Source organism: Actinomadura flavalba DSM 45200 (assembly GCF_000374305.1).
Lineage (GTDB): Bacteria > Actinomycetota > Actinomycetes > Streptosporangiales > Streptosporangiaceae > Spirillospora > Spirillospora flavalba.
The window spans coordinates 159,123-184,290 of the sequence record NZ_KB894100.1 but is presented as its reverse complement, the minus strand read 5'-3'; the positions used below and the strand labels follow the sequence as shown (position 1 = coordinate 184,290).

Below are 25,168 nucleotides of genomic sequence, written 5' to 3'. Positions count from 1 at the left end.
CACACCGGGCCCCGCAGACGCCGGGCCGGCGACTCTCCTGCCCCGGGCAGCCGCCGGCCCGGCCCCCCGCACCCCCCATCAGCGCACGACGTCCAACTCAGCGACTCTCCTGCCACCGGCCCGGTCTTCCGCACGCCCGACCAGGGCACGGCGTCCAGCTCAGCGGCTCTCCTGCCAGGGCACCCACCGGCCCGGTCCGCCGCACGCCCGATCAGCGCAGGGCGTCCAGCTCAGCGACTCCCCTGCCGGGCAGCCACCGACCCGATCGCCCGCACGCCCCATCAGCGCACGACGTCCAGCTCAGCGACTCTCCCGCCCGGGCACCCACCGGCCGGATCGCCCGCACCCCGATCAGCGCAGGGCGTTCAGCTCGGTTACCTCGTCCGCCGTGAGTGCCATGGAGGCGGCGGCGGTGTTCTCCGCCAGGTGTGCCGTCGAGGACGTTCCGGGGATCAGCAGGGTGGACGGCGAGGTCGCCAGCAGCCAGACCAGGGCGATCTGGGCGCGGGTCGCGGCGTGGCGGGCGGCGATCGCGTCGAGCGTCCCGGACTGTGACGCCGTCGGGCCCATGCCCGGCGGGATCTGGGCGGGGTCCAGGTCCGTGCGCAGCAACCCCGCCGCCAGCGGGAAGTACGGCACGAAGGCGACGCCGTGCAGCTCGCACGCCCGGAGGACGTCCTCCCCGGCGCGGTCGAGCAGGTTGTAGCGGTTCTGCACCGCGACGACGGGCGCCATCGTGCGGGCCTCCGCGAGTTGAGCCGCGTCGACGCCGCTCAGTCCCAGGTGGCGGATCAGCCCGTGCCCGCGCAGGTCGATCAGCGCCTGGAACGACTCCGTCCACGGCGTCTCGTCCGGCGGCAGCAGGCCGTCACCGCCGACCCGCAGGTAGACCAGGTCCAGGACGGGCAGGTGCAGGCGGCCAGGTTGTCCTCGACCTGCTCACGCAGCGACCTCGGTGACGCGGACGGGTTCCAGGCGCCCAGCCCGTCCCGTTCGACGCCGACCTTCGTGGCGATGACGAGACCGTCCGCGTACGGGTGCAGGGCCTCGCAGATCAGGTCGTTGGCGACGTGCGGCCCGTAGAAGCCGGCGGTGTCGACGTGATCGACGCCGCGCTCGACCGCCTGCCGCAGCACCGCGACGGCCTCGCCGCGGTCCTTCGGCGGCCCCCAGGCACCGGGCCCCGGCAACTGCATCGCCCCGTACCCGAGACGACCGGCGCTCAGCCCCTCGGCCAGTCCGATCCGCCCGGCGGCGGTCGCCGCACCCGCCGTCCCGGCGGAACGCGGCCCTCCAGCGGCCGAAGGTACGGGGTCATCGTTCGGGTGCATGGCCGGCCTCTCGTCGTCGGGTGCGCAGGGCGGCGCCCGCGCGCTGGTCGATGCGGTCGCGGACGGACGCGGTGGTGACGCCGCCGGACGGATGCCGGGCGAGCTTGCCCCGGGTGACGAGGTCGTGGACGCCCTGACGGGTGACGCCGAGCATCGCGCCCGCGACGGCGTACGAGACGGCCTCGGCGCCCGGATGCCCCACGCGCCAGGCGACGACGCGGCCGAGCGGGGTCGCCCACCACGCGGCGGGCGGGTCGAACGGCCCGTCGCCCGGATACAGCGCGGCCACCAGGCGGGCGGCGGTGAGCGCGGCGGCGGGGCCGTCGTCGCCCAGCAGCCGCTGCGCCCAGGTTCCGGCGCGCGCGGCGAGCCGGGAGCGGACGGTCGCCAGGTCGTCCTCCAGCAGGATCTCCAGCGGATCGACCAGCCGCGCCTCCACGAGCGACAGCAACTGCGCGGTCAGTTCGCCCCACGCGGGCATCTCGGCACCCATGCCACCTCCTACTTGACGCTAACTGTCAAGTACTGGACGACTGACGTCAAGTAGTGGGCGATGGAAAAAGGGCGGGCCGTGGCGCAGTGCCACGGCCCGCCCCTACGGCGGTGGATCAGGGGGTCTTGACCGGTTCCGGGCCGTCGGCGGCCTGCCGGGAGGCCAGTTCGGCGCGGGCGTCCGCGACGACGCGGCGTTCGATGAAGAAGGCCAGGAAGGGGATGAGGCCGGCCGAGACCATGACGAGCATCTTCTTCAGCGGCCAGTTCGCCTTGCGCCACAGGTCGTAGGCGATGCCCAGGTAGACGATGTAGAGGGCGCCGTGGATCGGGGAGATGATGCCCGACGGCGTCGGGTTGCCGCCGATGTAGCGGACCGGCACGCCCACGAAGCAGACCAGGAGCAGCATCACGCCCACGATGAGCGCGAGGACGCGGTACCGGTTGATGGCCGCTTCCACAGATCACACCTTTCAGAGCACGCCGGGAGCGTGGCGGGGTCGGTCAGTCGCGCCGGTGGGTCTCGGAGTTGAGCCGGGCGAGGTAGCGGTTGTAGGCCGCGAGCGACGGGTCCTCGGTCTCCTGCCGCCGGATGATCTCGCGGGTGACCTCGGCCTCGGCGGGCTCCTCGATGACGGCGGGGGCCGTGCGGGACTCCTCGCCCGCCAGCTCGTCGCGCATCATCTTGATCCACATGACGATGACGAACAGCGCGAAGATCGGCCACTCGAAGGTGTAGGCCCAGCTCCGGTCGTTGCCGGCCTGCGCACGCTCGTACTGCCACCAGCCGAACCCGAGGAACGACGCGCACAGCGTGATCGCGATCGCGTGGAGTCCGAGCCAGCCGGGAGTGAGGAACCTTCGCACGTCATCGAGCGTACCCCCGCCGCCCGGACGCCCGCGCCCGCCCCCGCTCTCGCGGCTTCCGCCCGGGAAGGGGACGAGACGGGCCTATCATCCCCTGAGCATCTGCGGAGGGGACGGACGATGGCGGTCACCGGCGAGCACGGCACGGACACCGGGCGCGACCCCGCGCAGGGACGCATCGTCGCCGTCCTCACCGCGTCGCAGATCCTCGGCGGCCTGGGCGCCGGAACGGGCGTCGCGATCAGCAGCCTCGCCGCCACGTCCCTCTCCGGCTCCGAGGCGGTCGGCGGGCTGTCCCAGTCCATCGCGGTCGCGGGCGCCGCCGCGCTGGCCGTCCCGCTGGGACGGCTGACCGCGCGGTACGGACGGCGCCCCGCGCTCACGTTCGGGTACGGCGCGGCGGCGACGGGCGCGGCCGTCGCGACCCTCGCCTGCGCGACCGGGTCGTGGCCGCTGCTGCTGGCGGGGCTGTTCCTGTTCGGCGGCGGCACGGCGGCCGGGCTCGCCGCCCGCTACGCCGCCACCGACCGCGCCGGGACGCGGCACGCGGCGCGCGACCTGTCGATCGTCGTCTGGGCGACGACGGTGGGCTCGGTCGCCGGGCCGAACCTCGCCGAACCGGCGGACGCGCTCGGCCGCCGCCTCGGCCTCGACGCGTGGTCGGGCCCCTTCGCCGCCACGGCGGTCGCCTTCACGCTCACGGCACTCGGCCTGTTCGCCCTCCTGCGCCCAGACCCGATGCGCACCCCGAACCCACCACCCGCGAAAGCGGCGGTGAAGGGGGGCGGGTCGGGGCGTGGGGGGTGGGCGGTGCTCGTGGCGGTGTCGCGGGCGCGGCTTGCCGTTGCGGCGATGATCGTCAGCCACATGGTGATGGTGGCCGTGATGACGATGACGCCCGTCCATCTGCACCACGGCGCGGCGTCGCTCACCGTCGTCGGCGTCGTCATCAGCCTGCACATCGCGGGCATGTACGCGCTGTCGCCGCTGCCGGGCTGGCTCGCCGACCGGGTGGGGCGGCTGCCGGTGCTGATCGCCGGGATGGCGATGCTCGCGGTCGCGTGCGTGCTGGCGGCGGTGTCGTCGCCGCACGACGTCGGGCGGCTGACCGTCGCGCTGGTGCTGCTGGGCGCGGGCTGGTCGTTCGGGCTGGTCGCCGGGTCGGCGCTGCTGACCGACGCGGTGGAGCGGGACGAGCGCCCGGCCGTCCAGGGCCTGTCGGACGCGCTGATGAACGCGGGCGCGGCGGGTTCCAGCCTGCTCGCAGGGGTCGTGGTGACGGCGTTCTCCTACGGCGTGCTGGCGACGGTCTCGCTGGCGCTCGTCGCGCCGATGACCGTCGTGCTGCTGCGGGCGGGGACGCGCCGCCCGGCGTGAGGCTCATGCCGACGGCTCGTCGGCAAACGTAGAATGGGCAAGTGCCGAGAATCAGCGAACGCACCGTGGCCGAGCACCGCGCCCGCCAGCTCCGCAACCTCCTGGACGCCGCCCGCGCGCTGGTGGCCGAGGAGGGCATCGAGGCGCTGTCGCTCGCGGCGCTTGCGCGGCGCGTCGGGCTGTCCCGGCCGAGCCTGTACGAGTACTTCCGCTCCAAGGACGACCTCGTCGCGGCGATCGTCGAGGAGGAGCTGCCCCGGTGGGCGTCGCTGGTGGAGGCGGCGCTCGCGGGCCCGCCCGACCTGGTCGGCAAGGTCGAGGCGTACGTGCGCTCGCAACTGGAGGTCATGACCGACGGGCGGCACGCCGCCGCCGTCGCGCTCGTCGAGCACGCCCTGGCCGAACCGGCGCGCGAGCGCATCCGCGACGGCCACGCCCAGCTCCTGCGCCCGCTGGCGCGCGCGTTCGCCGAGGCGGGCGTGCCCGAGCCGGAGCTGCGCGCCGAACTCGTGCAGGGCATCGTGGACGCCGCCGCGAACCTGGCCCAGCGCCGCCCGGGCCAGGCCGAGGCGATCATCGCCGCGACGCTCGACCAGGCCGTCCACGGCCTGACGCTCCCCGGCCGCCTCGCGGCGTCCTGACGTCAGGGGTAGGAGACGCCGGTCAGGTCGGCGGAGATCTCCCAGAGGCGGGCCGCGTCGGCGGGGTTCTTGGCCGCCGGAGGCAGCGGCGCGCGGGACGGGGTGCCGCGATATTGCAGGACTCTCGGACCGTAGCAGGCGCCGGTGGTGACGTCCGGCGAGGTGGCCGCGTACAGGGTCGGGAGGGCGCCCGCGGCGGCGGGCTGGGCGATGAGCGCGTTACCGAGCCCGGCGACGCGGTCCTGGAGGGCGCTGCCGGCCATCTTCGGGCCGGTCTGCTGGAGATTCGTGGACGCGTAGCCGGGGTGGGCGGCGGCGCTGACGACCTGCGGGACACGGCGGGCCAGCTCGCGCGTGAACAGCAGGTTCGCCAGCTTGGACTGGGCGTAGGCGACCCACTTGCGGTAGCGGCGCTCGCTCTGGAGGTCGGTGAAACGCATCCGGCCCAGCCAGGCTGCGCCGCTGGACACGGTGATGACGCGCGGGGCGTCGGCCTTCAGCAGGGCCGGGAGCAGCAGGCCCGTCAACGCGAAGTGGCCGAGGTGGTTGGTGCCGAACTGCATCTCGAACCCGTCGGCCGTGGTGCGGTGCGGCAGCGCCATGACGCCCGCGTTGTTGACGAGCAGGTCGAGCGGGGCGGTCTGGTCGGCGGCGAACGCCCGCACCGACGCCAGGTCGGCGAGGTCGAGTCCGGCCAGGGCGGCGTCGCAGCCCGGGGCGGCGGCGCGGACGCGCTTGAGCGCCGTCTCGCCGCGTTCGGGGCTCCGGCAGGCCAGCACGACGGACGCGCCGTGCCGGGCGAGCTGCAGCGCCGCGTGGTAGCCGATGCCGCTGTTGGCGCCGGTGACGATCGCGCGCCGTCCCGCCAGGTCGGGGATGTCGTCGGACGTCCAGCCCATGCGATGACCTCCAGGTCGGGAGGCGGCGCCCGTGCGGCGCCGCCCGGGACGGCCGGTCAGCGGGGAAGCTGACCCTCCACGGCCGAGACGACCTCCGCCGACTCCGGCTCGGCCTGCGGCGCGAAGCGGGCGACGACGGCGCCGTCGGGAGCGACCAGGAACTTCTCGAAGTTCCACCGGATGTCGCCGGTGTGGCCCTCGGCGTCGGCGACGCCGGTCAGCTCGTCGTACAGGGGGTGCCGGGCGGGGCCGTTGACGTCGACCTTCTCGGTGAGGGGGAAGGTGACGCCGTAGGTCGCCGAGCAGAACTCGGCGATCTCCTCGGCGCTGCCGGGCTCCTGGCCCATGAACTGGTTGCAGGGCACGCCGAGGACGGTGAAGCCGCGCTCGGCGTACCGCTCCTGGAGACGCTCCAACCCGTTGTACTGCGGGGTGAGGCCGCACTTGGAGGCGACGTTGACGACAAGGACGGCCTTGCCCCGGTACTGCCCGAGGTCCGCGGCACCGCCGCGCAGACTCTCGATCTCTACGTCGAAGACAGACATGGAGCCGATCTTAGGCGGACCGGCCCGGCACGGTCACGTGGCGATGGCGGTCACGAAGGCCGAGAGCTGCCCGCCGGCGTTGCCGAGCTGGTCGATCGCGTTGTTCACCACGTTCGCCGCCGAGTTCGGAGAGCTCAACAGGTAGAAGATGACGAAGGCGATGGCCACATAGCGGAGGTTCTTCTTCATCCGTACGCCCGTCCCTTAGTAAGCGCAGCGACACACTGAATCCATGAACAGTGTGCCCTTCTGCTCCGACCCGCAAAGCGGATTTTACTGTGACGGTACGGCCAGCGCTTGCTCTCCCCGGATTCGGCGGCGGGCGGCCGCAGCGGAGGCTCCGGGCGTGACAAGGCCCCGTACCACTGGCAGGGTACGGGGCTTGCGTCAGTTCCGCACTAAGGGATGGCGCTCACGAATTGGGACAGCGACTCGGCGGCGCCGCCCAGCCCGCCCAGCGCGCTGTTGACCAGGTTCGCCGCCCCCTCGGGCCGGCTGATCACGTACCACGCGACAAAGGCGATCGCACTGAGTTTCAGATACTTCTTGTTCACGTCCCCCACCCTCTGCGGTGACTTGCCTACACAGAGTAATTCCCCGCAGGGAGGCGGAGGCGATCTCTCCGGAGTAAAGACACGCCCAGGGCACGGCCGGGAACCGGGGTGTCATCCCAGGTCAGCGGTGATCTCCGGCATGTTCGGTGAGATAGGTCACATAGACGGGCCGCAGGGCGTCCGCGAGATCGCTGTCGCCGGCGTTGCGGTACTCCTCCAGCAGCGACAGCGCGTGCAGCATGTCGAACTGGGCGCGGTCCGTCTCGCCCTCGGCCGCCGCCGCGGCCGGGATCGCCTTCAGCAGCTCCCAGACGAACTTCACGTCGCGCCGCTCCCGGGCGAGGGAGACGGCGCGATCGTGCAGCACGGAGGTGGGCAGCCGGTCCAGCTCGGCGGCGGTGTCGGCACCGGTGTTCGTGTCGTCGGCCATGCGACCGACTCTATATTCCGGCGATCTTCTACTTGGTCACGACGTCGGCGGGGACGCGCTCGTCGTTGGCCAGGGCGCCGAACAGGCGCCGCGCCTTCTGCCGGTCCCAGGTGATGTAGGCGCCGACGCCGGGCGCCGAACCCTGCCCGCCCAGCGGGACGGTCGTGGTCAGCCCGTCGTCGCCGGTCACGTCGCGCATCGCCCACATCATCCGCACCAGGTGGTGCAGGTGGTCGCCGTCGTCGACGGTGAAGTTGCTGGTGGCGTGGAGCGCCAGCGGCACGCTGCGGAAGGGGTTGAACAGCACGCCGGGGCTCGTGGACTTCTTCATCAGCGCGCCGAAGAACGCCCGCTGGTTGTCGACGCGGTCCAGGTCGGCGCGGGCGGTGGCGCGGGTGCGGACGAAGCCGAGCGCCTGCCCGCCGCTGAGCGTCTGGCAGCCGCGCTTGAGGTTCAGGCCCGCCTTGGGGTCGCGGATGGGGCGCTTGACGCAGATGTCGACGCCGCCGACCGCGTCGACCACGCCGACGAACCCGCCGAAGCCGACCTCGGCGTAGTGGTCGATGCGCACGCCGGTGGCCTGCTCCAGCGTCCGCACGAGCAGCTTGGGGCCGCCGAACGCGAACGCGGCGTTCAGCTTGTTGGACCCGTGCCCCGGGATGGGGACGAACGAGTCGCGCGGGAGGCTGACGAGCGTGGTGCCGCCCGCGCCGTAGTGCAGCAGCATCATCGAGTCGGTGCGGCGCCCCTGCGCGCGGCCGGTGGCGAACTCGCGGCGCTGCTCGCGGGACAGGCCCTCGCGGCTGTCGGACCCGACGATGAGCCAGGTGGTCCCGGGCGTGTCGGCGACGCGGCCGGCGTAGTCGGACAGGACGTCCTCGCGTTGCAGCCGCGTGTCGAGGTAGAAGGCGAACCCGGCCGTGCCGACGAGCAGCAGGGCGAGCACCAGCGCGAGCACCCGGGGCCAGCGGCGCCGCCGGGGCCGCCGCACCGGGGCGGGCTCGTCCCCGTACCGGCCGCCGTACCCGTCGTCGTAGCCGCCGCCGTGCCCGCCGCCGCGCCCGTCGTTCCCGTAGCCGCGGAGCTGATCGCCTGCGTAGCCGTACGGGTCGTCCGGGGGGACGGGGGCGGACCTGCTGCGCGCCACGGGTCTTCCTTTCGGGCCGGTTCCGCCGCCGGGGCGGAGCGTGTGCCTAGACACTAGACACTGCGGGGCGGTACTCGCGTCCCTCCCGCGCATGATTGTCGTCCGCTCGCGGTCACCGCGGAATGTGACGCCTTGTCCGACTAGAGGTAGGGGCCGGGGTCGGGACGGCGGACCGGACCGGTACCGGTGACGTCGGCGGGGCGCAGCAGCCGGACCTCGTCGTGCGCCAGGGCCTCGGCGGCGGTGATGCGCTGGGCCTGCCGGGCGACGGCGGCGTCGAGCAGGTTGCGGACGAAGCGGGCGTTGCCGAAGGACGTGCCGCGCGCCTCCTCCTCGATGCGCCGCCGCAGCACGGGCAGCACGGCGGGGTCGAGGGTGAACCCGGCGGCGCCCGCCATCGCCTCGAAGATCGCCAGCAGTTCCGCGACGGAGTAGTCGGGGAAGCGCAGCACCTTGGGGAACCGCGACGCCAGGCCCGGATTGGACTCCAGGAACGCGCGCATCTCCGCGTCGTACCCGGCGACGATGACGACGAGGTCGGACCGGTGCTCCTCCATGAGCCGCAGCAGCTCCGCGACGGCCTCGGCGCCGTAGTCGCGGTGCGCGGTGCCCGTCATGGTCAGCGCGTACGCCTCGTCCACGAACAGCACGCCGCCGAGCGCCCGGTCGACGGCGGCGCGGACGCGCGGCGCGGTCTGCCCGACGTACTCGGCCACGAGGTCGGCGCGGGTCACCTCGACCAGGTGCCCGGACGACAGCAGCCCGAGCCGGGCGTACACGGCGGCGACGAGCCGGGCGACGGTGGTCTTGGCGGTGCCGGGGTTGCCGAGGAACACCATGTGCCGGGTCGGCGCGGCCAGCGGGATGCCCGCGTCGCGGCGCAGTTGCTCGGCGCGGGCCTCGGCGACGAGCGCCTGGATCTCCTGCTTGATGTCGCGCAGCCCGATGAGCCGTTCGATCTCACCGAGCGGGTCGCCGGGGCGCGTCCGGACGGGCAGCGGCGCGTCCGGGACGTCGACCAGCAGGATCTCGTGCAGCGACTCGGTCTCGTCCACGACGCCGTCGGCCAGGACGCGGCGGCCCTGTTCCGCGACGGCCCGGTCCAGCAGCCCGAGCGCGAGCCGGGCGCCGCCGGACGCGCGGTCGCGGGGGGCGTCGCGCAGCACGCCGCGCACCTTGTCCAGCACGCCGTCGGCGAGGGTGAAGCCGCCGTCGGCGGCGCGGGCGGCGAACACCTCCGCGAGTTCGGCGGCCGTGAGGTCCGCGAAGTGCAGCCGCCGGTCGAACCGGCCCGCGAGCTGCGGGTGCGACTTCAGCAGCCCGTTCAGCTCGGCCTCCGGCCCGGTGAGGATCACCACGAGGTCGTCGGCGTGGCCCTGCACGGCGGTGAGCAGCACGTCCAGTACCTCCCGGCCGCGTTCGGCGTCGGCGCCGGCCGCGCCGAAGGCGTGCGCGTCGCGGACGAGCAGCACGCCGCCCAGCGCCCGTTCGACGGCGCGCCGCACCCGCAGCGCGCTGTCGCTGGCGTACTCCCCCAGCAGGTCGGCGCGGTCGACCTCGACGACGTGCCCTCCGGCGAGCACGCCGAGGTCGGCGTAGAGGCGGCCGAGGATGCGGGCGACCCTGCTCTTGCCGGTGCCGGGGTTGCCCGCGAACACCAGGTGCCGGGAGCGTTCGGCGGCGGCCATGCCCGCCTCGCGGCGCAGCCGGGCGGCGCGGGCCTCCGCGACGAGCGCGTGCACCTCGCGCTTGACGGCCTCGATGCCGACGCAGGCGTCCAGCTCCGCGAACGGGTCGGGGTCGCCGGTCCCGGCGGCGACGAGCCGCTGCGGCAGGTCGGCGGCGGTGACCTCCGGCGGGCCGTCGCCGCGCTGGGCGGCGGCGGTCACGGCGTCGAGGGCGAGGTGGGCGGCGAGCCGGGCGCCGCGCAGGTTGCGCAGCGGCGGTGTCCGCGACAGCAGGACCCCGGCGGTGCGGGCGGCGCCGGGGTCGACGGTGGCGCCGCGCGCGGCGACGGCGCGGGTGAACAGCTCGGTGAACCCGTCCTCGGTGAAGTCGACGGTGCGGGCGGCACGGAACGCGCGGGCGAGCGCGGGGTTGAGGTCGAACAGCCGCCGTTCGCCGCCGGGCCGGCAGAGCACGACGACGTCGAGCCCGGCGGTGCGGGCCAGCAGCGTGCGCAGTTCCTCGGCGACGGCCGCGCCGCACCGCTCGTTGCCCGCGAGCCGGTCGATCTCGGTGACGACGAGCAGCAGCCGGTCCTCCGCGCACTCGCGGACGCGGGCCTGGAGCCACAGCACGGCGTCGCTGACCGGCAGGGACGCGAACACCTGCTCGGAGATCGTCAGGGCGCCGCGCAGCACGCCGGACTGGACCAGCGACGTCTCGGCCAGCTCGGCGGCGGTGCTGCGGCCGGTGCCCTCGGGGCCTTCCACGAGCAGCCGCACGGCGGGGCCGTCGTCGAGCCGGGCGCGCAGGACGTCGCGCAGCACGGCGGTGAGGGCGGGCTGCCCGACGAGCGCGGGCACCGGCGGCAGCGCCGCCCGCGCCGCCGTGGCGCGCGGCTCGGGCCGGGGCCGGGGGCGCAGCGTGCGGGTGAGGGGGTTGGCGACGCGGCGGACGCTGAACAGGTTGTGCACGTCGATCTGGAACTCGCGCACGGGCAGCGGGCTGCGCGGCGCGATCGCGGCGCCGGGCAGCCCCTGGACGCAGCCGGTGACGCGGGCGGCCATGTCGAGCCAGGCGCGGCACGCGTCGATCTCCCCGGCGACCAGGCCGTCCGCGAGCCGGTCGCGGACGCCGCGCCGCCACGCGGCGGTGGTGAGCGTGGAGCGGCGCGCGCGGAGCCGTTCACCGATCTCGGCGCGGGCGTCGGCGCCGAGGACGGCGGCCGTCTCGGCGGGGACGGCGGTGAGCCCGGCCGCCAGCAGCAGCGCCGCGACGGCGTCGGGGAACGGCTCGTCGTCACCGAGCCGGGCGTGCGCGGCGCGCAGCCCGTCCAGCGCCCAGCCGAGGTAGCCGACGGGGCCGCCCAGTTCGGGCAGCGCGGCCAGCGTCGCGTCGGACGCGCCCTTGGCCCAGTCGGCGGGCAGCGCGTCGTGCGGGAGGTCGCGGTCGCGGGTGCGGGCTCCGGCGTCGGCGCGGCGGGCGTCGAACAGGTCCAGCAGGGCGCGGCGGCGCGGCTCGGCCGGGACGAGCCCGGCGAAGACCTCGACGCCGTCGCGGGCCAGGTCGACCATGACCTCGCGCGCCCCGGCGTCGTCGTCGGCGGTGTCGGTCAGCCACAGGCCGGGGGGCCGCCAGCGCCCGGCCGGGGCGGACCAGCCGAACCGGTCGCGCTGCGGCGGTTCGGGCGCGGCGAGCAGGCCGGGCAGCAGTTCGTGCTCCACGTCCGCCCGTGCTCCCCCGCGCAGGGCCGCCGCGCCGGTCAGGAACTCCAGCAGCGGCCACAGGTCGGCCCCGGCGGCGGTGGTGCCCTTGCGGTGGTGGGGCCGCCGCACCGGGTGCCCCTGGGCGCGCGCGTCCCCGTTGTGGGCCAGGCACCGGTCGCGCAGTTCCTCGAACAGGCCGTCGGGGACGCGCCACGGCCCGGTGGCGTAGACGTCCAGGACGGGTTCGTCGATGAGGAGCGCTTCGAGGTGGTCCGGCAGCCGGAGGGTGCTCACCAAGGGGGTCCTTCGCATCGCGGGGGGCGGGGGCGCGGGGGCTCGCCAGCACCCTATGACGCGGACGGCCCACGCGGTGCGACGCCGCAGGCCGGTTCGCCCAACCGGCTTGGCACCGGGACCGGCGTCCGCGATAGTTGCCACAGGGAAAGCTTCCGTCGCGCCCGTGACGGCGGCCTCTCACGGAACGTAAGGGGAGAACCCCGTGGCGCAACCCCTGCTGGAGATCACCGCACGGTCCGAGCGCGGGCGCACGGTCGTGCGGCTGCGCGGCGAACTGGACCTCGCGGTCGCCGACGACCTGCGCGCGCGGCTGCGCGCCGCCCGCCGCGAGCACGGCGAGCATCTCGTCGTCGACCTGGCCGGGCTGGAGTTCATGGACTCGCACGGCCTGTCGGTGCTGATCGGCTGTCACAAGTCGGTCCAGGCCGCGGGCGGCAGCCTGACGCTGGCGTCCCCGCGTCCGCTCGTCCGCCGCACCCTGGAGATCACCGGGCTGGCCCGCCGGATGACCGTCGTCGCCTCGGTCGCCGAGGCGCTGCGCGCCCCGGCCGGGCAGGAGACGTCCGACGGCGCCCCCGCCTGACGCGCCGGTGCCCCGGGGCCGTCACGACCCCGGGGCACCGGACGGGCGGCGCTACGTCCAGGACGGCGAGACCGTGCCGACCGACCCGGCGGGCGGGCCGCCCGCCGTGTGCATGGTCAGCGCGTGCTGCACCAGGGTGATGAGCACCTGCTTGGTCGACTCGCGGCTGCGCGCGTCGCACTCCATGATCGGCACGTGCGCGCTGATCGACAGCGCCTCGCGGATGTCCTCGGCGGCGTACTGGAACTCGCCGTTGAAGCCGTTGACGCCGACGACGAACGGCAGCCCCAGCTCCTCGAAGTAGTCCACCGCCGCGAAGCAGTCGGCCAGCCGGCGCGTGTCCACCAGCACGACGGCGCCGATCGCGCCGCGCACCAGGTCGTCCCACATGAACCAGAACCGGTGCTGGCCCGGCGTGCCGAACAGGTACAGGATCAGCTCGCGGTCCAGGGAGACGCGGCCGAAGTCCATCGCGACCGTCGTGGTGGTCTTGTCGGGGACGGCCGACAGGTCGTCCACCTCGGCGCTGGCCGCCGTCATGACGGCCTCGGTGGTGAGGGGCATGATCTCCGACACCGAGCCGACGAACGTCGTCTTGCCGACGCCGAACCCGCCGCCCACCACGATCTTGACGGACGTCAGCTCCACGTCCTGGCCCGCGGGCGGCCCGGCCGGCGGCCGGTCAGAGCTTGCGAAGTCCACTGAGCACCCTTTCCAGCAGCCGGACGTCCGGCTGCGTGCCGGCGGGGCGCGACTGGTGCAGTCGCAGCAGCCCCTCCAAGGCCATGTCGGCGACCAGCACGCGGGCCACGCCCAGCGGCAGCCGCAGCAGCGCGGAGACCTCCGCGACCGACCGCGCCGACCGGCACAGATCCATGATCGCCCGGTACTCGGGCGTCAGTACGGCGACGTCACGCGGCGGGTAGGGCGCCGCGGTGACCAGCGCCTCGACCGCCAGGTCGTAGCGCGGTTTGGTGCGTCCGCCCGTGACCGCGTACGGACGCACCAGGGAACTGCCGTCGCCCGGGGCGGGCCGCCCGGGGGCGTCCCGCCAGCCGGGACGCCCGCCCGCACCGGGCCCGTAGGGACTGCCGTGATCCATCGCGCTGGCCTCCGTCGATCATCCAGGTCAGTACCGGGCCGCGCCGGCCCCGTAGGGCGGCTGCTTCTCCTGGCCGCGCAGCGCGGGCGTCAGCGCCCGCCCGACGCGCTCGACCAGCAGCGTCATCTCGTAGGCGACCAGGCCGAGGTCGCAGTCGGGCGCGGCCAGGACCGCGAACACCGAGCCGTTGGCGATCGCCATGACGAACAGCAGCCCGCGGTCCATCTCGACGACGGTCTGGTTGACGCCGCCCGCCTCGAAGATCTTGGCGGCGCCCTGGGTGAGGCTCATCAGCCCCGAGGCGATCGCCGAGAGCTGGTCGGCCCGCTCGGGCGGGAAGCCCGCGGAGTAGGCCATCGGCAGCCCGTCGGAGGACACCACCACGGCGTGGGCGACCTTCGGAACCCGGTCCGCGAAGTTCGTCACCAACCAGTTGAGATCCTGCCCGCTCACCGGGAGCCTCCTGTCTCTCCGTCGTCGTGCGACGGTCCTTCGTTGCCCGCGGGTCCGGACTCACCGCGTGTCTCGGTGCGTCCACGCTGGACACCGCGTTGCAGGCTAGCGAAACGGTTCCGTACGGTATCGGCCGATATGCCCTGTTCCGTTTCGGGCCGTCGTTCGGCCGTCACCGGAATCTGGGGCTGCGGCTGCGGGCTGACCGCACCGGGCACCCGGTTGCGACCGGGAACCCGCTTGGGCAGGCCCACGGCCGTCCGCTCGCCCTCGACGGGGCTGCGCAGCGACTCGGCGGCCTGGAACCCGGCGTCGGCCGGGGACTCCCAGCCCTTCGCCGGATCGTCGGTCGCCGAACCGGACCGGCGCTGGAACCACTCCGACTGCATGGCGTCGAAGATCGGCGACGTGCGCCTCGGGGGCGCGGCGGGGGGCGTGGGCGGTCGGACGGGCCGCGGCGGCGGAGCCGGTCGCCGGGGCGGCTGCTCGGCGGCGCCGTCCTCGGACGGCGGCCGGAGCGGGCCGGTGTCCCAACTGAAGGGGCGCCGCTGCCCCTCTGGCACGGGCGGCACCGGCTCGGACGGGGGCGGGAGCGGCCCCGTCGTCGTCGGGTCCGCCGCCTGCCGCCGGGCCGGGCTCGGCTGGAACAGGTCCTGGTCGGGCGTGGTGCTCCGGGACGCGCGGCCCGGGAGCTGCGCGCCCGGCGTGCGGACGGGCAGGTCGCCGCCCGGGGCCGGACGGTCCGGCGCGTCCGGGCGGACGGCCGGGATCGGGCCGGTCTCCCCGCGCTGGACGGGGATCGGTCCGGTCCCGCCGCGCTGGACCGGGAGCGGCCCCGTCTCCCCGCGCTGGGGCGGGAGCGGTCCGGTCTCCCCGCGCTGGACGGGCGGCGGACCGGTCTCTCCGCTCTGGACCGGCAGCGGGCCGGTCCCGTCGTGCCGGGGCACGGCCGGGCGGGACGGCGGCGCGGGCGGCACCGGCTGCTCGGCCGGAGGCCGTCCGGTGGCGCCGATCGCCGGGAACTGGCCGGTGTCCGAGCGCCGGGGCGGCGGACCGTCGGCGGCGTGCCGCCGTCCGCCGCCGAGCGCGGGCAGCGGCCCGGTCTCGCCGCGCACGGCCGGGAACTGGCCGGTGTCGCCGCCGCCGAGGGCGGGGAACTGGCCGGTGTCGCCGCTGATCGCGGGCAGCGGCCCGGTGCCGCGCGGGCGGGGCGGCTGGCCGGGGCCGCCGAACGCGCCGAAGCCGCCGGTGTCCTGCGGCGCGTGGTGCGGGGCGGCGGGGCCGCCGTTGAGGCGGGGGTCGCCCGCCAGCGCCGGGACGACCTCGTGCATGCCGCTGTCGCGGCCGAAGGCGCGGCTGCCGATGCCGCCGGGGTCGCCGGGGCTGATCACCGGTTCGGGCAGCAGCACGAACGCGGTGAGCCCGCCGCCCTGCGCGGCGCGCAGCTCGACGCGGACGCCGTGCCGGACCGCCAGCCGCCCGACCACGAACAGGCCCATGCGGCGGGCCGCCGAGAAGTCGATGACCGGCGGGTTGGCGAGCCGCCAGTTGGCGTCCTCCAGCTCCTCCTGGGACATGCCCACGCCGTTGTCGGTGATCTGGAGCATGGCCCCGCCGCCGCTGAGCGCCTGCCCGGAGATCGTCACCTTGGTGCGCTCGTCGGAGAACACGGTGGCGTTCTCCACCAGCTCGGCGAGCAGGTGGACGAGGTCGTTGACGACGGGCCCGGCGACGGTCATGTCACCGGCGACGCGCAGCGCGACGCGCTCGTACTGCTCGACCTCCGACAGCGACGCGCGGACGATGTCGATGAGCGGCACCGGCCGGTTCCACCGGCGCACCTGGTCCTGGCCGCCGAGGACCAGCAGGTTCTCGCAGTTGCGGCGCATGCGGGTGGCCAGGTGGTCGAGGCGGAACAGGTTGGCGAGCTGCTCCTCGTCGCGCTCGCTCTGCTCCAGTTCCTCGATGAGCTGGAGCTGCCGTTCGATGAGGGTCTGGCTGCGCCGCGACAGGTTGACGAACATCGCGTTGATGTTGCCGCGCAGCACGGCCTCGTCGGCGGCGAGCCGGACGGCCTCGCGGTGGACCTCGTCGAACGCGCGGGCCACCTGGCCGATCTCGTCGGTGGAGTGGACGTCGATGGGCTCGACCTCGATGCCGCCGCTGGCGGCGTCGGGGTCGCGGAGCCGGTCGACCAGGCTCGGCAGCCGGTTGTCGGCGACCTCCAGCGCGCCCACCTGGAGGCGCCGCAGCGGGCGCACCAGCGAACGGGCGACGACGACGGTCGCGATCCCGGCCAGCAGCAGCCCGACGATGAGGACGGCCGCGTCGGTGAAGGCGCGGCGCCAGGCGCCGTCCTTCAGTTCGGTGGCGCGGGTGCCGATGGCGGCGGCGAGCCGCTGCTCGGCGCCGCGCATCTGCTCCAGCCGCGCGGTGGCGACGCGGTTCCACTCGACCGAGTCGCGCGGGCGCAGCGGGCGGACCGACAGGTTCGGGTCGTTGCCGGAGCGGATCAGCGCCTGCTGGTAGGTGCGCTCGACCTGGCCGATCTCGGGGCCGGTCACCAGGTCCTCGAAGATCTGCCGTTCGGCGGGCGTGGCGATGGCGCGGAACAGCGCGATCTGGCTGTCCTGCTGGGAGCGCAGCGCCTGGAGCCCCTCGCGGTCGGCGGGGTTGGCGAACCGTCCGGCGAGCAGTGTCATGTCGACGCGGGCGCGTTCCTGGGAGGCGTGGTCCTTGGCGCGGGCCAGCGCGGCGAACGCCCGGGTGCTCTCGGCGAGGCCGGGGTCGGGGCTGCCCTGCGCGACCAGGTCGTCGACGCCGATCAGCGACGCGACGAGCTGGCCGTAGACGTCCAGCGTGGACGACGCGGACGCGCTGCGGGTGCCCGAGAGCTGCCGGACGGTGCCGAGCGTGTCGAGCCGGTAGGCGATGTCGCGGAGCTTGGCGGCGATCTGCTCGTTGTGCGCGGCGGGGTCGAGCGCGCCGAGCGCGCCCCGGACGTTCTGGGCGGAGCGGTCGGTCGCGGCGTACTGCTCGCGCAGCGTCTGGGAGAGGTCGTCGCGCTTCTTCCGGGACAGGCTCAGGAACCTGACCGTGACGTCCCGCTCGTCCTCCAGTTCCTGGACGAGACCCGACGTTCGGTCACTCAGCGTAGCCAACTGCTCGATGCGCGTGTACACCTGAACCTCGGTCGCGGCGTCGCGCAGACGCAGCCCGGCCAGGATGCCGGCGACCGCCACGGGGATGGCGATCAGTGCCACCAGCCGCGTCGCGACCCGCCGGTCGGCGAGCCGGAAACCACCTCTTCTCTTCGGGTGTCGCTCCTGCTCAGCAGCGCTCTTGCGGAGGGATTCCGCATCGGGACCCGGGGGCCGGTCCCGCTCCGTCGCCGGTCGCACTTCCCTCCATCACCTCTCACGGCAGTGGGCCCGGGCCGGGGTGTTCGGGGAGCCCGGCCAGTCGGTGCCCATGACCACTGATGCCTCTGGGGCGTGGGTCATTGGAGCACAGAGTAATCCCTGTGGCCAACCTGATGACTGTCATTCAGTACTTTGCAGGATTTGACAGGGTGTCGCCCTATTCGTCCCGTTTTGTCTGGTTCACATCTCACTCGGATAAACAACCGGAAACCAGACGATTCGTACAGGTGGCTGCGCTAGAGTCCCCGACGATCAAGCTGTGCGCACGGCTCCCCCCGTCATGACCCCCCGTCATCTCACACTCGAAGGAGCGTTCATGAAGTTCGCTCGCCTGCGCCGCGTCACCCTCGGCGCCACCCTCGCCACCGTGCTGGGCGTGTCCCTGGCCGCCTGTGGCGGCGGTGAGGAGAAGTCCGCCACCGGTCTGGAGAAGACCTCCATCAACGTCGGCGCGATGCCCATCACCGAGGGCGCCGCCGTCCAGATCGCCATCACCAAGGGCTTCTTCAAGGCCGAGGGCCTGGACGTCAAGCTCCAGACCGTCAACGGCTTCGCCGCCGCGCTCCCGCTGCTCAAGGGCGGCAGCATCGACTTCGCGCACGGCGGCCACGTCGGCACGATCAAGGCCCAGTCCGAGGGCGTCGCCAAGCTGCGGATCGTCGCCGAGGCGTCGGCCATGACCAAGAACCTCAACGGCGTGCTCGTCCCCAAGGACTCCCCGATCAAGACGCCCGCCGACCTGGCGGGCAAGAAGATCGGCACCAACTCCAAGGGCGACCAGATGAGCCTGCTGCTGCGGGCCACCCTGGAGCCGCACGGCGTGAAGATCGACGAGGAGAAGAACGTCGTCGTCGCGCCGTTCCCGAACCAGGAGCAGCTTCTCAAGACCGGCAAGGTCGACGCGATCGTCGTCCCCGAGCCGTTCATCTCCGGCGTCCAGCAGTCCCTCGGCGCCCGGCTGCTCACCGACTTCTCCTCGGGTCCGACCAAGGACTTCCCGATCACCGGCTACGTGACGACCGACGAGTTCGCGTCCAAGAACCCCAAGACGGTCGCCGCGTTCCAGCGGGCGTTCGCCAAGGCCCAGGCGCTGGCCACCGACCGCGCCGAGCTCCAGGACGCGATGCCGCGCTTTACCAAGATGGACCCGAAGGTCATCAGCACGATCACGCTGAGCGCCTACCCGACGTCCACCAACGCCAAGCGCATCCAGCGCGTGGCCGACGTCATGCGGCAGTTCGAGTACCTCAAGCAGGACTTCGACATCAAGCCCATGGTGGCCGAAACCGGATGAGGCACTCCCGACTCGCGCTCGGCGCGGTCGGCGTGGCGGGGGCGGTCGCGGTCGCCGAACTGGTCGTCAGGACCGGTCTGGTCGATGCCGAGGCCGTCCCGCCCGCCTCCACCGTGCTGCGGCGCGCCGCGGAGATGAGCGTCGACGGCGCCTACCTCGCGCAGGTCGGGCAGACGGTCCGCGTGTGGTTCGGCGGGCTGCTGCTCGCCACCGCCGCGGCCGTCCTGCTCGGGCTCGTGCTGAGCAGCGCGCCCTGGCTGAACCGCGCCGCGCGCCTCGTCGTCGAGGTGCTGCGGCCGATTCCCGCCCTGGCGCTCATCCCGCTGGCGCTGGTCAGTTTCAGCTCCCAGTCCCAGGGCCGGACCGCGCTGGTGTTCTACGCCTGCACGTGGCCCATCCTGATCAACACCCTGTACGCGCTGCGCGACGTCGACCCGGTCGCCAAGGAGACGCTGCGCAGCTTCGGGTTCGGCAAGGTCGCGGTGCTGCTGCGGGTCTCGCTGCCCAGCTCGGCGCCGTTCGTCGCGACCGGCGTGCGGATCGCCGCGTCCGTCGGGCTCGTCGTGGTCGTGTCGACCGAGCTGATCGCGGGCGGCGCCGACGGCGTCGGCGGCTTCCTCAGCCAGAGCCAGACCGGCGGCGGGCAGCCCGACTACATGCTGGCGGGCGCGGTGTGGGCGGGGCTGCTCGGCCTCGTCGTCAACGCCGTGCTGACCGCGCTGGAACGGCGCGCGTTCCGCTGGCACCTGGCCGGAACGGAGGCCGCGACGTGAGCACCGCGACCGTGGAACGTCCCCCCGCCGCCGAACCCGCGCGGCGCGGGCGGCGGCGCCTGCTCGGGGCGCTGTCGGGGATCGCGCAGGTGTGGCTGCTCGTCCTGCTGGTGATCGCGTGGGAGCTGGTCACGCGCGCCGTGGACGACGAGTTCTTCCCGCCGCCGTCCGCGATCCTGCCCGCGCTGCGCGACATGTGGTTCTCCGGCCCGGCGGGCGACCTGTTCCTCACCGAGAAGGCCCGCGCCGACTTCGGGCCGAGCTTCCGCAACCTGTTCCTCGGCTGGGGGCTGGCCGGTGTCATCGGCGTCGCCGGGGGCGTGCTCATCGGACGCTCCCGTGCGCTCGGGCACCTGGTCGAACCCGTCCTGCACTTCCTGCGCTCGGTGCCGCCGCCGACCCTCATCCCGTTCCTGCTCGCGCTGCTGGACCTCGGCACGCAGATGCAGGTCGCGACGATCGTGTTCGGCGTCGTGTGGCCCGTCCTGCTCAACACCATCGACGGCGTGCGGTCGGTGGACCGGCTCCAACTGGAGACGGCCCGCGTGTTCGGCATCACCGGATGGCTGCGGATGCGGCGGGTCATCCTGCCGTCGGCCGCGCCGAAGATCTTCGCCGGGCTGCGGGTCAGCCTCGGCTTCGCGCTGATCCTCATGGTGATCTCCGAGCTGGTCGGCGCCGGGCAGGGCATCGGCGCGCACATCCTGCTGGCGCAGCAGGCGTTCGAGATCCCGCAGATGTGGGGCGGCATCGTGCTGCTCGGCGTGCTCGGCTGCCTGTTCAACCTGGTGTTCGCGCTCGTGGAGCGGCGTGCGCTGGCGTGGCACGACAACGCACGCCGTAACGACTGAGACGGGAGTCCACGAATGTCCGAGAACATGCTGGAGATCGACGGGCTGACGCACTCCTACGGCGACCACACCGTCCTGGAGAAGATGAGCCTGCGGGTGCCGCGCGGCGAGCTGGTCAGCATCGTCGGCCCGTCCGGGTGCGGCAAGTCGACGCTGCTGCGCTGCATCGCCGGGCTCGTCCGGCCCACCGGCGGGCGGGTCGTGCTGGACGGCACGGCCATCGACGGGGTGCCGGACGAGCTGGCCGTCGTCTTCCAGGACTACAGCCGGTCGCTGCTGCCGTGGCTGACCGTCCGCGACAACGTGGCGCTGCCGCTGCGCCGGCGCGGCGGCTCGCGGGCCGAGCGGCGCGCCGCCGCCGAGGAGGCGCTGACGTCGGTCGGGCTGGACGGCGCGGGCCGCAAGTACCCGTGGCAGCTCTCGGGCGGGATGCAGCAGCGCGTGTCGATCGCGCGGGCGCTGGCGTACCGTCCGTCGCTGCTGCTGATGGACGAGCCGTTCGGCTCGGTCGACGCCCAGACCCGCGAGGACCTGGAGGATCTCGTGCTGCGCGTCCACCGCGACGAGGGCATGACGATCCTCCTGGTCACCCACGACATCGACGAGTCGGTCTACGTCGGCGACCGCGTCGTCGTCCTGGGCCGCGACCCGGGCGGCGTCCGCGCCGAACTCCCCGTCCACCTCCCGGCCCCCCGCGACCAGACCACCACCCGCGCCCACCCCGACTTCGTCTCCCTCCGCACCGAGGTGAGCACCCTGGTCCGAGGCGCCGCCGCCCCGACGAAGACCGTCGTCCACGAGTGATCCCCGGCATCCCCACGGGGCCGGTCACTTGGCGTCGGCGTAGGAGTCGACGGTGGTCGTCTGCATGGGGAAGCGGACGGTGGTGGCGCCGAACAGGAGGTGGCGGGCCTCGTCGGCGGCGGCGTGGACGGCCTGGGCGGACTGCTCGGCCAGGTCCGCCGGGGTGTGGACGATCACTTCGTCGTGCTGGAAGAAGACCAGGTGCGGGGCACCGAGGGCGTGCAGGCGGCGGCGCAGGCCGCCGAGGAGGGCCAGGGCCCAGTCGGCGGCGGTGGCCTGGACGACGAAATTGCGGGTGAAGCGGCCCCGGCTGCGCAGGGCGGAGGCGGCGCGGGCGTCGCCGGTGGCGGTCAGCTCGCGCCAGCCGGGCGACGGCGGCGGGCAGGTGCGGCCGAGCAGCGAGCGCACCAGGTGACCGCGTTCGCCCTCGCGGGCGGCGGCCTCGACGAAGCCGAACGCGTCCGGGAAGCGGCGGCGCAGGACGGCGAGCAGTTCGACGGCCTCGCCGGTGCCGCCGCCGTACATCGCTGACAGCAGCGCGATCTTGGCCTTGTCGCGGGCGGACGTCGTGCCGCCGGACGGGAACGCGTCCGACAGCGCGGCGTACAGGTCGCCGTGCGCGGCGGCCTCGGTGAACGGCCGGTCGCGGGCGAGCGCGGCGAGCACGCGCGGTTCGAGCTGGGCGGCGTCAGCGACGACGAGCTTCCAGCCCGGGTCAGCGACGACGGCCCGGCGCAGCGTGCGCGGGATCTGCAACGCGCCCCCGCCGCTGGTCGCCCACCGGCCCGACACGACGCCGCCGACGACGTACTCGGGGCGGAACCGTCCGCCGCGCACCCAGGTGTCGAGCCAGGCCCAGCCGTGCGCGGTGTGCAGCCGCGCCAGCTCCTTGTACTCCAGCAGCAGCGGGATCGCCGGATGGCCGATGCCCTTGAGCACGTGCGCGCGGGTGCTGGTGACGGGGTGCCCGGCCGCCGCGAGCGCCTTGACGATCTGCGCGGGCGAGTCGGGGTTGACCGCCGAGCGCGGCCCGAACGCGGCGTTGATCCGGTCGGCGAGGTCCTGGAGGCGGCGGGGCCGCAGCCCGCCGGACGGACGCGGCCCGAGCAGCTCGGTGAGCAGCGCGTCGTGCCGCTCCACCGACCAGGGCACCCCGGCCCGGGTCATCTCGGCGGCGACGAGCGCCCCCGCCGACTCGGCCGCCGTCAGCAGCGCGAATCCGGGCAGCGCGGCGGCGCGGCGCCGCTGGTCGGCGTGCACGGCGACGGCCCGTTCCAGCGCGCCCGCCGTGTCGTCGGCGGGCGGCGGCGCGGGATCGAACAGCGACGCCTGCGGCGGCGGCGCGGCGGCGGGGACCGGGTCGTCGGGGACGGGCGCGCCGGTGAGCCGCGCGTGCGCGGCCTCGACGGAGCGCGGTTCGCCGTACCGTCCGGCGTGGCCGAGCAGCAGCGACTCGGTGAGCTCCAGGTCGTGGCAGCGCGCGACCCGCACCCCGGCCGTCAGCAGCGCCGGGTAGATCCGCGCCGTGGACGCCCACACCCAGCGCGGGGCGTGCTCGCGCTCGGCGGCCGCCACCGCCGCCGCGACGTCGGCCGCCTCATGTACCGGTCCGGCGGGTGCGCCGTCGTCGTCGAGCGGTGCGAGCAGCCCGCCACCCGCCCCGTCGGCGACCACCGCGATCCTCACCCCGCCATTCTGCCGCCGCCCTCCGACAGAAACACGGCCCGCGCCCCGGAGCGGGGCGCGGGCCGTGGGCGAAGGTGTCAGCCCGCCAGGGAGACCTGCTGGCCGGGGGCGATGGTGCCGTACCGGTCGGTGATCTTGTTGAGCTGGATCTGGTAGTACAGCGTGCCGAAGCCGATGAGGCCGAGGAGGAAGCCGACGCCGCCGCTGCACGTGGGGGCGAGGCCCGCGCCGCGCTGCGCCTGGGCGATGCGCCCGCCGAGCTTGACCCACATCACCAGCGGCCAGATGCCGAGCGTGATGAAGCCGAAGATCAGCGACAGCAGCGCGTTGGTGGCGGCGTCGCCAGTGCGGCGGTCGTAGCCGAACAGCTCGCTGTGCACCTTGTAGAACCACACGATGCCGTAGATGCCGAACGTGATGAGCGGCAGGCCGAGCCAGGCGGCGACGGGGTTGCGGCGCTTCATGTTGTAGCCGGAGCCGACCGGCGCCGGGGCGTGCTGCGGCGCGTGGGCGGGCACGCCCCCGCCCTGCTGGTACTGCTGGTACTGCTGCTGCCCCTGCTGGGGGTAACCCATCGTGTCTCCTGGTGAGGATGCGTCCCGGTACGTCATGCCGACGGTGCGTGCGGGGGTACATCCGTGGCGACGGCAGAACTGTAGCCCGATCACCCCATTTGCGGGCGAATTAGAGCTGAATCGTCACTTCGTCCTCGACGGGCGGGGCGTCCTCGTGCTCGCCGCAGCCGCTCACCCCGAAGCAGCGGATGCGCAGTTCGCCGTCGGACACGTCCAGGCGCAGCACGCTCTTGAAGAACGGCGGACGGTCCCAGTCGGCCAGCTCCGAGCGGAACCAGCGCGGCACCCGCCGCACCGGCAGCCGCAGCAGGCCGGTGCGCTTGCGGTTCCCGCGCGGGACGCCGAGCAGGGCCGCGACGAACTTGGCCCGCGCCGACGGCGGCGTCGGCGCGTCGCCGTACCCGCGCGCCGGGCGGATGCCGAGCCGGTGCCTCGCCGCCGCCGTCGCCTCCTGGGGCGTCAGCTCGAACAGCTTCGGCAGCCGCGTCCACGCGCCGTACAGCTTGCTGTAGCGCGACAGCGAGTCGCCGCGCAGCGGGTAGCAGCGGAACGCGTCCTCGTCGACCGAGCGGGTGCGGCGGATCGTGTGGGTGGCGTGCATGAACGCGCCTCCCCCGCCCGCGACGACGTAGTGCAGCGTCCGGTCGCCGACCTTGACCGGGTAGCGCTGGTAGTTGTGGATGTCGCCGCCGATCGCCGCGACGTAGTGGTGCGCCGGGTCGCGGACGATGTCGTCCACGGTCCCGCCGCCCTCGATCGGGCCGGGCCTGCGCTCGTCGTCCACCAGCAGCGGCTTGCCGGTGATGAGCAGCTTGGGCTTGGGCCCCGCCGAGACCTCGCGCAGCCACGCGCCCTGGTCGCGGTCGATGCCGCCGGCGATGCCGGTGTCGATCGCGATGATCCGCAGCCGCGGCGTGTCGACGGCCCAGTACGGACCGGGCTGCACGGCCTGCTGGCCGGGCGCGCCCCGGTACCGGGCGCGGGCCGCGTCGAGCGCGGCGTCGTCCACCGCGCCGGGCCTGCGCCACAGCAGCCGGGCGAGCGGGCCGAAGAAGCCGGTGAAGACGGGCCTGGCGTGGTCTTCGCGCAGGTCGCAGAAGACGCGCAGGAAGCCGCGCAGCCCGTCGTACCAGTCGTGGTTGCCGGGGATGGCGTAGATCGGCCCGGGATAGTTCGTGTAGGGGCGGAAGAACTTGTCCGGGTAGTCGGCGGTGTCGCCCGCCGGGTAGATCACGTCGCTGGCGATGACGAGGAAGTCGGTGCCCGCGCCGATCCGGTCCAGCGCCGGGACCACCGCCCACTGCGACCGGTCGCCCTCGCCGGTGTCGCCCATGAGGACGAACGACACGTCCTCCTCGCGGCGCTGCACCGTGAACGCCGCCGGGACGCCGCGCTCGGTCAGCGCCGCCAGCGACGCGCGCCGGATGTCGTCGGACGGGTCGCCGAACACGTGCGCGAGGACGTCGTTGCGCGATCGCAGCAGCGTGCCGGGCCGCCACCAGGAGAACGCCCGGGTGCGCGGTGGCACCAGCGCCTCGTACCGTCCAGGGGTTCCGCACGTCCACCCGGCCCCGGCCTCCGACGACCGCGAGTTCCCGGACGCGGGCTGGGGGACGGCGTCCTGGGCACGCACCGAGCAACCTCCGGGGGTAGAGGGGCCGAAAACGCCACAAG

26 protein-coding genes are annotated in these 25,168 nt (G+C 74.2%); 7 read left to right on the top strand and 19 right to left on the bottom strand.

Annotated features, from left to right (window positions below; genetic code table 11):
• Positions 1–351 precede the first annotated feature (351 nt).
• From C229_RS35895 to C229_RS31715, 5 genes are all read right to left on the bottom strand, one after another.
• Positions 352–795, bottom strand: coding sequence for an aldo/keto reductase (locus C229_RS35895; protein WP_476692111.1), 444 nt, complete (start codon positions 793–795; stop codon positions 352–354).
• A gap of 20 nt (positions 796–815) precedes the next feature.
• The gene (locus tag C229_RS35890; RefSeq protein ID WP_276203316.1) at positions 816–1,196 is read right to left on the bottom strand and encodes an aldo/keto reductase; all 381 of its coding nucleotides are present in this window, start codon (positions 1,194–1,196) and stop codon (positions 816–818) included.
• Positions 1,197–1,314: 118 nt separating this feature from the next.
• The gene (locus C229_RS0124465) at positions 1,315–1,824 is read right to left on the bottom strand and encodes a hypothetical protein (RefSeq protein ID WP_018657753.1); all 510 of its coding nucleotides are present in this window, start codon (positions 1,822–1,824) and stop codon (positions 1,315–1,317) included.
• A gap of 115 nt (positions 1,825–1,939) precedes the next feature.
• Positions 1,940–2,284: a DUF3817 domain-containing protein gene (locus C229_RS0124460; protein ID WP_018657752.1), complete on the bottom strand. Its 345-nt coding sequence runs from the start codon at positions 2,282–2,284 to the stop codon at positions 1,940–1,942.
• 43 nt (positions 2,285–2,327) lie between these two features.
• Positions 2,328–2,690 (bottom strand): hypothetical protein, encoded by a 363-nt coding sequence (locus C229_RS31715; protein ID WP_018657751.1) that lies wholly within the window; start codon positions 2,688–2,690, stop codon positions 2,328–2,330.
• A gap of 120 nt (positions 2,691–2,810) precedes the next feature.
• On the opposite strand from C229_RS31715, the gene C229_RS0124450 reads away from it, so the two are divergent.
• Both C229_RS0124450 and C229_RS0124445 read left to right on the top strand, forming a co-directional pair.
• On the top strand, positions 2,811–4,067 hold the full coding sequence (locus C229_RS0124450; protein ID WP_018657750.1) for an MFS transporter: 1,257 nt from the start codon (positions 2,811–2,813) through the stop codon (positions 4,065–4,067).
• A gap of 41 nt (positions 4,068–4,108) precedes the next feature.
• A complete protein-coding gene (locus tag C229_RS0124445) occupies positions 4,109–4,708 on the top strand; it encodes a TetR/AcrR family transcriptional regulator (protein WP_051109091.1) in 600 nt (199 codons plus the stop codon).
• A gap of 2 nt (positions 4,709–4,710) precedes the next feature.
• On the opposite strand, the gene C229_RS0124440 is transcribed toward C229_RS0124445, so the two are convergent.
• The 7 genes from C229_RS0124440 to C229_RS35885 all read right to left on the bottom strand — a co-directional run bounded on the left by C229_RS0124440 (position 4,711) and on the right by C229_RS35885 (position 11,948).
• A complete protein-coding gene (locus C229_RS0124440; protein WP_018657748.1) occupies positions 4,711–5,607 on the bottom strand; it encodes an oxidoreductase in 897 nt (298 codons plus the stop codon).
• A 56-nt stretch (positions 5,608–5,663) separates the two neighbouring features.
• Positions 5,664–6,152: a glutathione peroxidase gene (locus tag C229_RS0124435; protein ID WP_018657747.1), complete on the bottom strand. Its 489-nt coding sequence runs from the start codon at positions 6,150–6,152 to the stop codon at positions 5,664–5,666.
• 33 nt (positions 6,153–6,185) lie between these two features.
• Complete coding sequence (locus C229_RS34750) at positions 6,186–6,341, bottom strand: hypothetical protein (protein WP_018657746.1); 156 nt, start codon at positions 6,339–6,341, stop codon at positions 6,186–6,188.
• Between the two features lie 209 nt (positions 6,342–6,550).
• Positions 6,551–6,706, bottom strand: a complete 156-nt coding sequence (locus C229_RS34745) for a hypothetical protein (RefSeq protein WP_169513867.1) — start codon at positions 6,704–6,706, stop codon at positions 6,551–6,553.
• A gap of 121 nt (positions 6,707–6,827) precedes the next feature.
• Positions 6,828–7,136 (bottom strand): hypothetical protein, encoded by a 309-nt coding sequence (locus C229_RS0124420; protein WP_018657744.1) that lies wholly within the window; start codon positions 7,134–7,136, stop codon positions 6,828–6,830.
• A gap of 28 nt (positions 7,137–7,164) precedes the next feature.
• The gene (locus tag C229_RS0124415) at positions 7,165–8,283 is read right to left on the bottom strand and encodes an LCP family protein (RefSeq protein WP_018657743.1); all 1,119 of its coding nucleotides are present in this window, start codon (positions 8,281–8,283) and stop codon (positions 7,165–7,167) included.
• A gap of 140 nt (positions 8,284–8,423) precedes the next feature.
• The gene (locus C229_RS35885; protein WP_051109090.1) at positions 8,424–11,948 is read right to left on the bottom strand and encodes an AAA family ATPase; all 3,525 of its coding nucleotides are present in this window, start codon (positions 11,946–11,948) and stop codon (positions 8,424–8,426) included.
• A gap of 205 nt (positions 11,949–12,153) precedes the next feature.
• On the opposite strand from C229_RS35885, the gene C229_RS0124405 reads away from it, so the two are divergent.
• Positions 12,154–12,534: an STAS domain-containing protein gene (locus C229_RS0124405; RefSeq protein ID WP_018657742.1), complete on the top strand. Its 381-nt coding sequence runs from the start codon at positions 12,154–12,156 to the stop codon at positions 12,532–12,534.
• A 51-nt stretch (positions 12,535–12,585) separates the two neighbouring features.
• Here the strand turns inward: C229_RS0124405 and C229_RS0124400 are convergent, their stop codons facing one another.
• Genes C229_RS0124400 through C229_RS0124385 form a run of 4 tightly spaced genes read right to left on the bottom strand, consistent with a single transcriptional unit; the run spans position 12,586 to position 17,352 of the window.
• Positions 12,586–13,176: a GTP-binding protein gene (locus C229_RS0124400; protein WP_026314132.1), complete on the bottom strand. Its 591-nt coding sequence runs from the start codon at positions 13,174–13,176 to the stop codon at positions 12,586–12,588.
• Between the two features lie 40 nt (positions 13,177–13,216).
• Positions 13,217–13,636 carry a DUF742 domain-containing protein gene (locus C229_RS0124395; RefSeq protein ID WP_018657740.1) on the bottom strand — a complete coding sequence of 140 codons (420 nt, stop codon included), beginning with the start codon at positions 13,634–13,636 and terminating at the stop codon, positions 13,217–13,219.
• 27 nt (positions 13,637–13,663) lie between these two features.
• Positions 13,664–14,089: a roadblock/LC7 domain-containing protein gene (locus C229_RS31705; protein WP_018657739.1), complete on the bottom strand. Its 426-nt coding sequence runs from the start codon at positions 14,087–14,089 to the stop codon at positions 13,664–13,666.
• Positions 14,086–17,352, bottom strand: a complete 3,267-nt coding sequence (locus tag C229_RS0124385; RefSeq protein ID WP_018657738.1) for a sensor histidine kinase — start codon at positions 17,350–17,352, stop codon at positions 14,086–14,088. Before C229_RS0124385 ends, C229_RS31705 begins: the two co-directional genes overlap by 4 nt.
• A 475-nt stretch (positions 17,353–17,827) precedes the next feature.
• Between C229_RS0124385 and C229_RS0124380 the strand changes: the two genes are divergently transcribed.
• From C229_RS0124380 to C229_RS0124365, 4 genes are read left to right on the top strand one after another with little or no spacing between them, the layout of a single operon-like run.
• The gene (locus C229_RS0124380) at positions 17,828–18,805 is read left to right on the top strand and encodes an ABC transporter substrate-binding protein (RefSeq protein ID WP_018657737.1); all 978 of its coding nucleotides are present in this window, start codon (positions 17,828–17,830) and stop codon (positions 18,803–18,805) included.
• Positions 18,802–19,578 (top strand): ABC transporter permease, encoded by a 777-nt coding sequence (locus C229_RS0124375; RefSeq protein ID WP_018657736.1) that lies wholly within the window; start codon positions 18,802–18,804, stop codon positions 19,576–19,578. The genes C229_RS0124380 and C229_RS0124375 overlap by 4 nt, the downstream gene beginning before the upstream one ends.
• Complete coding sequence (locus C229_RS0124370; protein ID WP_018657735.1) at positions 19,575–20,429, top strand: ABC transporter permease; 855 nt, start codon at positions 19,575–19,577, stop codon at positions 20,427–20,429. Before C229_RS0124375 ends, C229_RS0124370 begins: the two co-directional genes overlap by 4 nt.
• A gap of 15 nt (positions 20,430–20,444) precedes the next feature.
• On the top strand, positions 20,445–21,233 hold the full coding sequence (locus C229_RS0124365; RefSeq protein ID WP_018657734.1) for an ABC transporter ATP-binding protein: 789 nt from the start codon (positions 20,445–20,447) through the stop codon (positions 21,231–21,233).
• A 24-nt stretch (positions 21,234–21,257) separates the two neighbouring features.
• On the opposite strand, the gene C229_RS0124360 is transcribed toward C229_RS0124365, so the two are convergent.
• The 3 genes from C229_RS0124360 to C229_RS0124350 all read right to left on the bottom strand — a co-directional run bounded on the left by C229_RS0124360 (position 21,258) and on the right by C229_RS0124350 (position 25,127).
• Entirely contained in the window at positions 21,258–22,919 is a 1,662-nt protein-coding gene (locus C229_RS0124360) for a bifunctional 3'-5' exonuclease/DNA polymerase (protein WP_051109088.1), read from the bottom strand.
• Between the two features lie 77 nt (positions 22,920–22,996).
• Entirely contained in the window at positions 22,997–23,494 is a 498-nt protein-coding gene (locus tag C229_RS0124355; protein WP_018657732.1) for a DUF4234 domain-containing protein, read from the bottom strand.
• Positions 23,495–23,603: 109 nt separating this feature from the next.
• Positions 23,604–25,127 (bottom strand): metallophosphoesterase family protein, encoded by a 1,524-nt coding sequence (locus C229_RS0124350; protein WP_026314130.1) that lies wholly within the window; start codon positions 25,125–25,127, stop codon positions 23,604–23,606.
• Positions 25,128–25,168: the final 41 nt, after the last annotated feature.

What these genes read in the sequence shown, in the direction of transcription:
- C229_RS35890 (WP_276203316.1), bottom strand. Translation starts at nt 1,196, where the DNA reads ATGCAGTTGCCGGGGCCCGGTGCCTGGGGGCCGCCGAAGGACCGCGGC.
- C229_RS0124465 (WP_018657753.1), bottom strand. Translation starts at nt 1,824, where the DNA reads ATGGGTGCCGAGATGCCCGCGTGGGGCGAACTGACCGCGCAGTTGCTG.
- C229_RS0124450 (WP_018657750.1), top strand. Translation starts at nt 2,811, where the DNA reads ATGGCGGTCACCGGCGAGCACGGCACGGACACCGGGCGCGACCCCGCG.
- C229_RS0124440 (WP_018657748.1), bottom strand. Translation starts at nt 5,607, where the DNA reads ATGGGCTGGACGTCCGACGACATCCCCGACCTGGCGGGACGGCGCGCG.
- C229_RS0124435 (WP_018657747.1), bottom strand. Translation starts at nt 6,152, where the DNA reads ATGTCTGTCTTCGACGTAGAGATCGAGAGTCTGCGCGGCGGTGCCGCG.
- C229_RS34750 (WP_018657746.1), bottom strand. Translation starts at nt 6,341, where the DNA reads ATGAAGAAGAACCTCCGCTATGTGGCCATCGCCTTCGTCATCTTCTAC.
- C229_RS0124420 (WP_018657744.1), bottom strand. Translation starts at nt 7,136, where the DNA reads ATGGCCGACGACACGAACACCGGTGCCGACACCGCCGCCGAGCTGGAC.
- C229_RS0124395 (WP_018657740.1), bottom strand. Translation starts at nt 13,636, where the DNA reads ATGGATCACGGCAGTCCCTACGGGCCCGGTGCGGGCGGGCGTCCCGGC.
- C229_RS0124380 (WP_018657737.1), top strand. Translation starts at nt 17,828, where the DNA reads ATGAAGTTCGCTCGCCTGCGCCGCGTCACCCTCGGCGCCACCCTCGCC.
- C229_RS0124375 (WP_018657736.1), top strand. Translation starts at nt 18,802, where the DNA reads ATGAGGCACTCCCGACTCGCGCTCGGCGCGGTCGGCGTGGCGGGGGCG.
- C229_RS0124365 (WP_018657734.1), top strand. Translation starts at nt 20,445, where the DNA reads ATGTCCGAGAACATGCTGGAGATCGACGGGCTGACGCACTCCTACGGC.
- C229_RS0124355 (WP_018657732.1), bottom strand. Translation starts at nt 23,494, where the DNA reads ATGGGTTACCCCCAGCAGGGGCAGCAGCAGTACCAGCAGTACCAGCAG.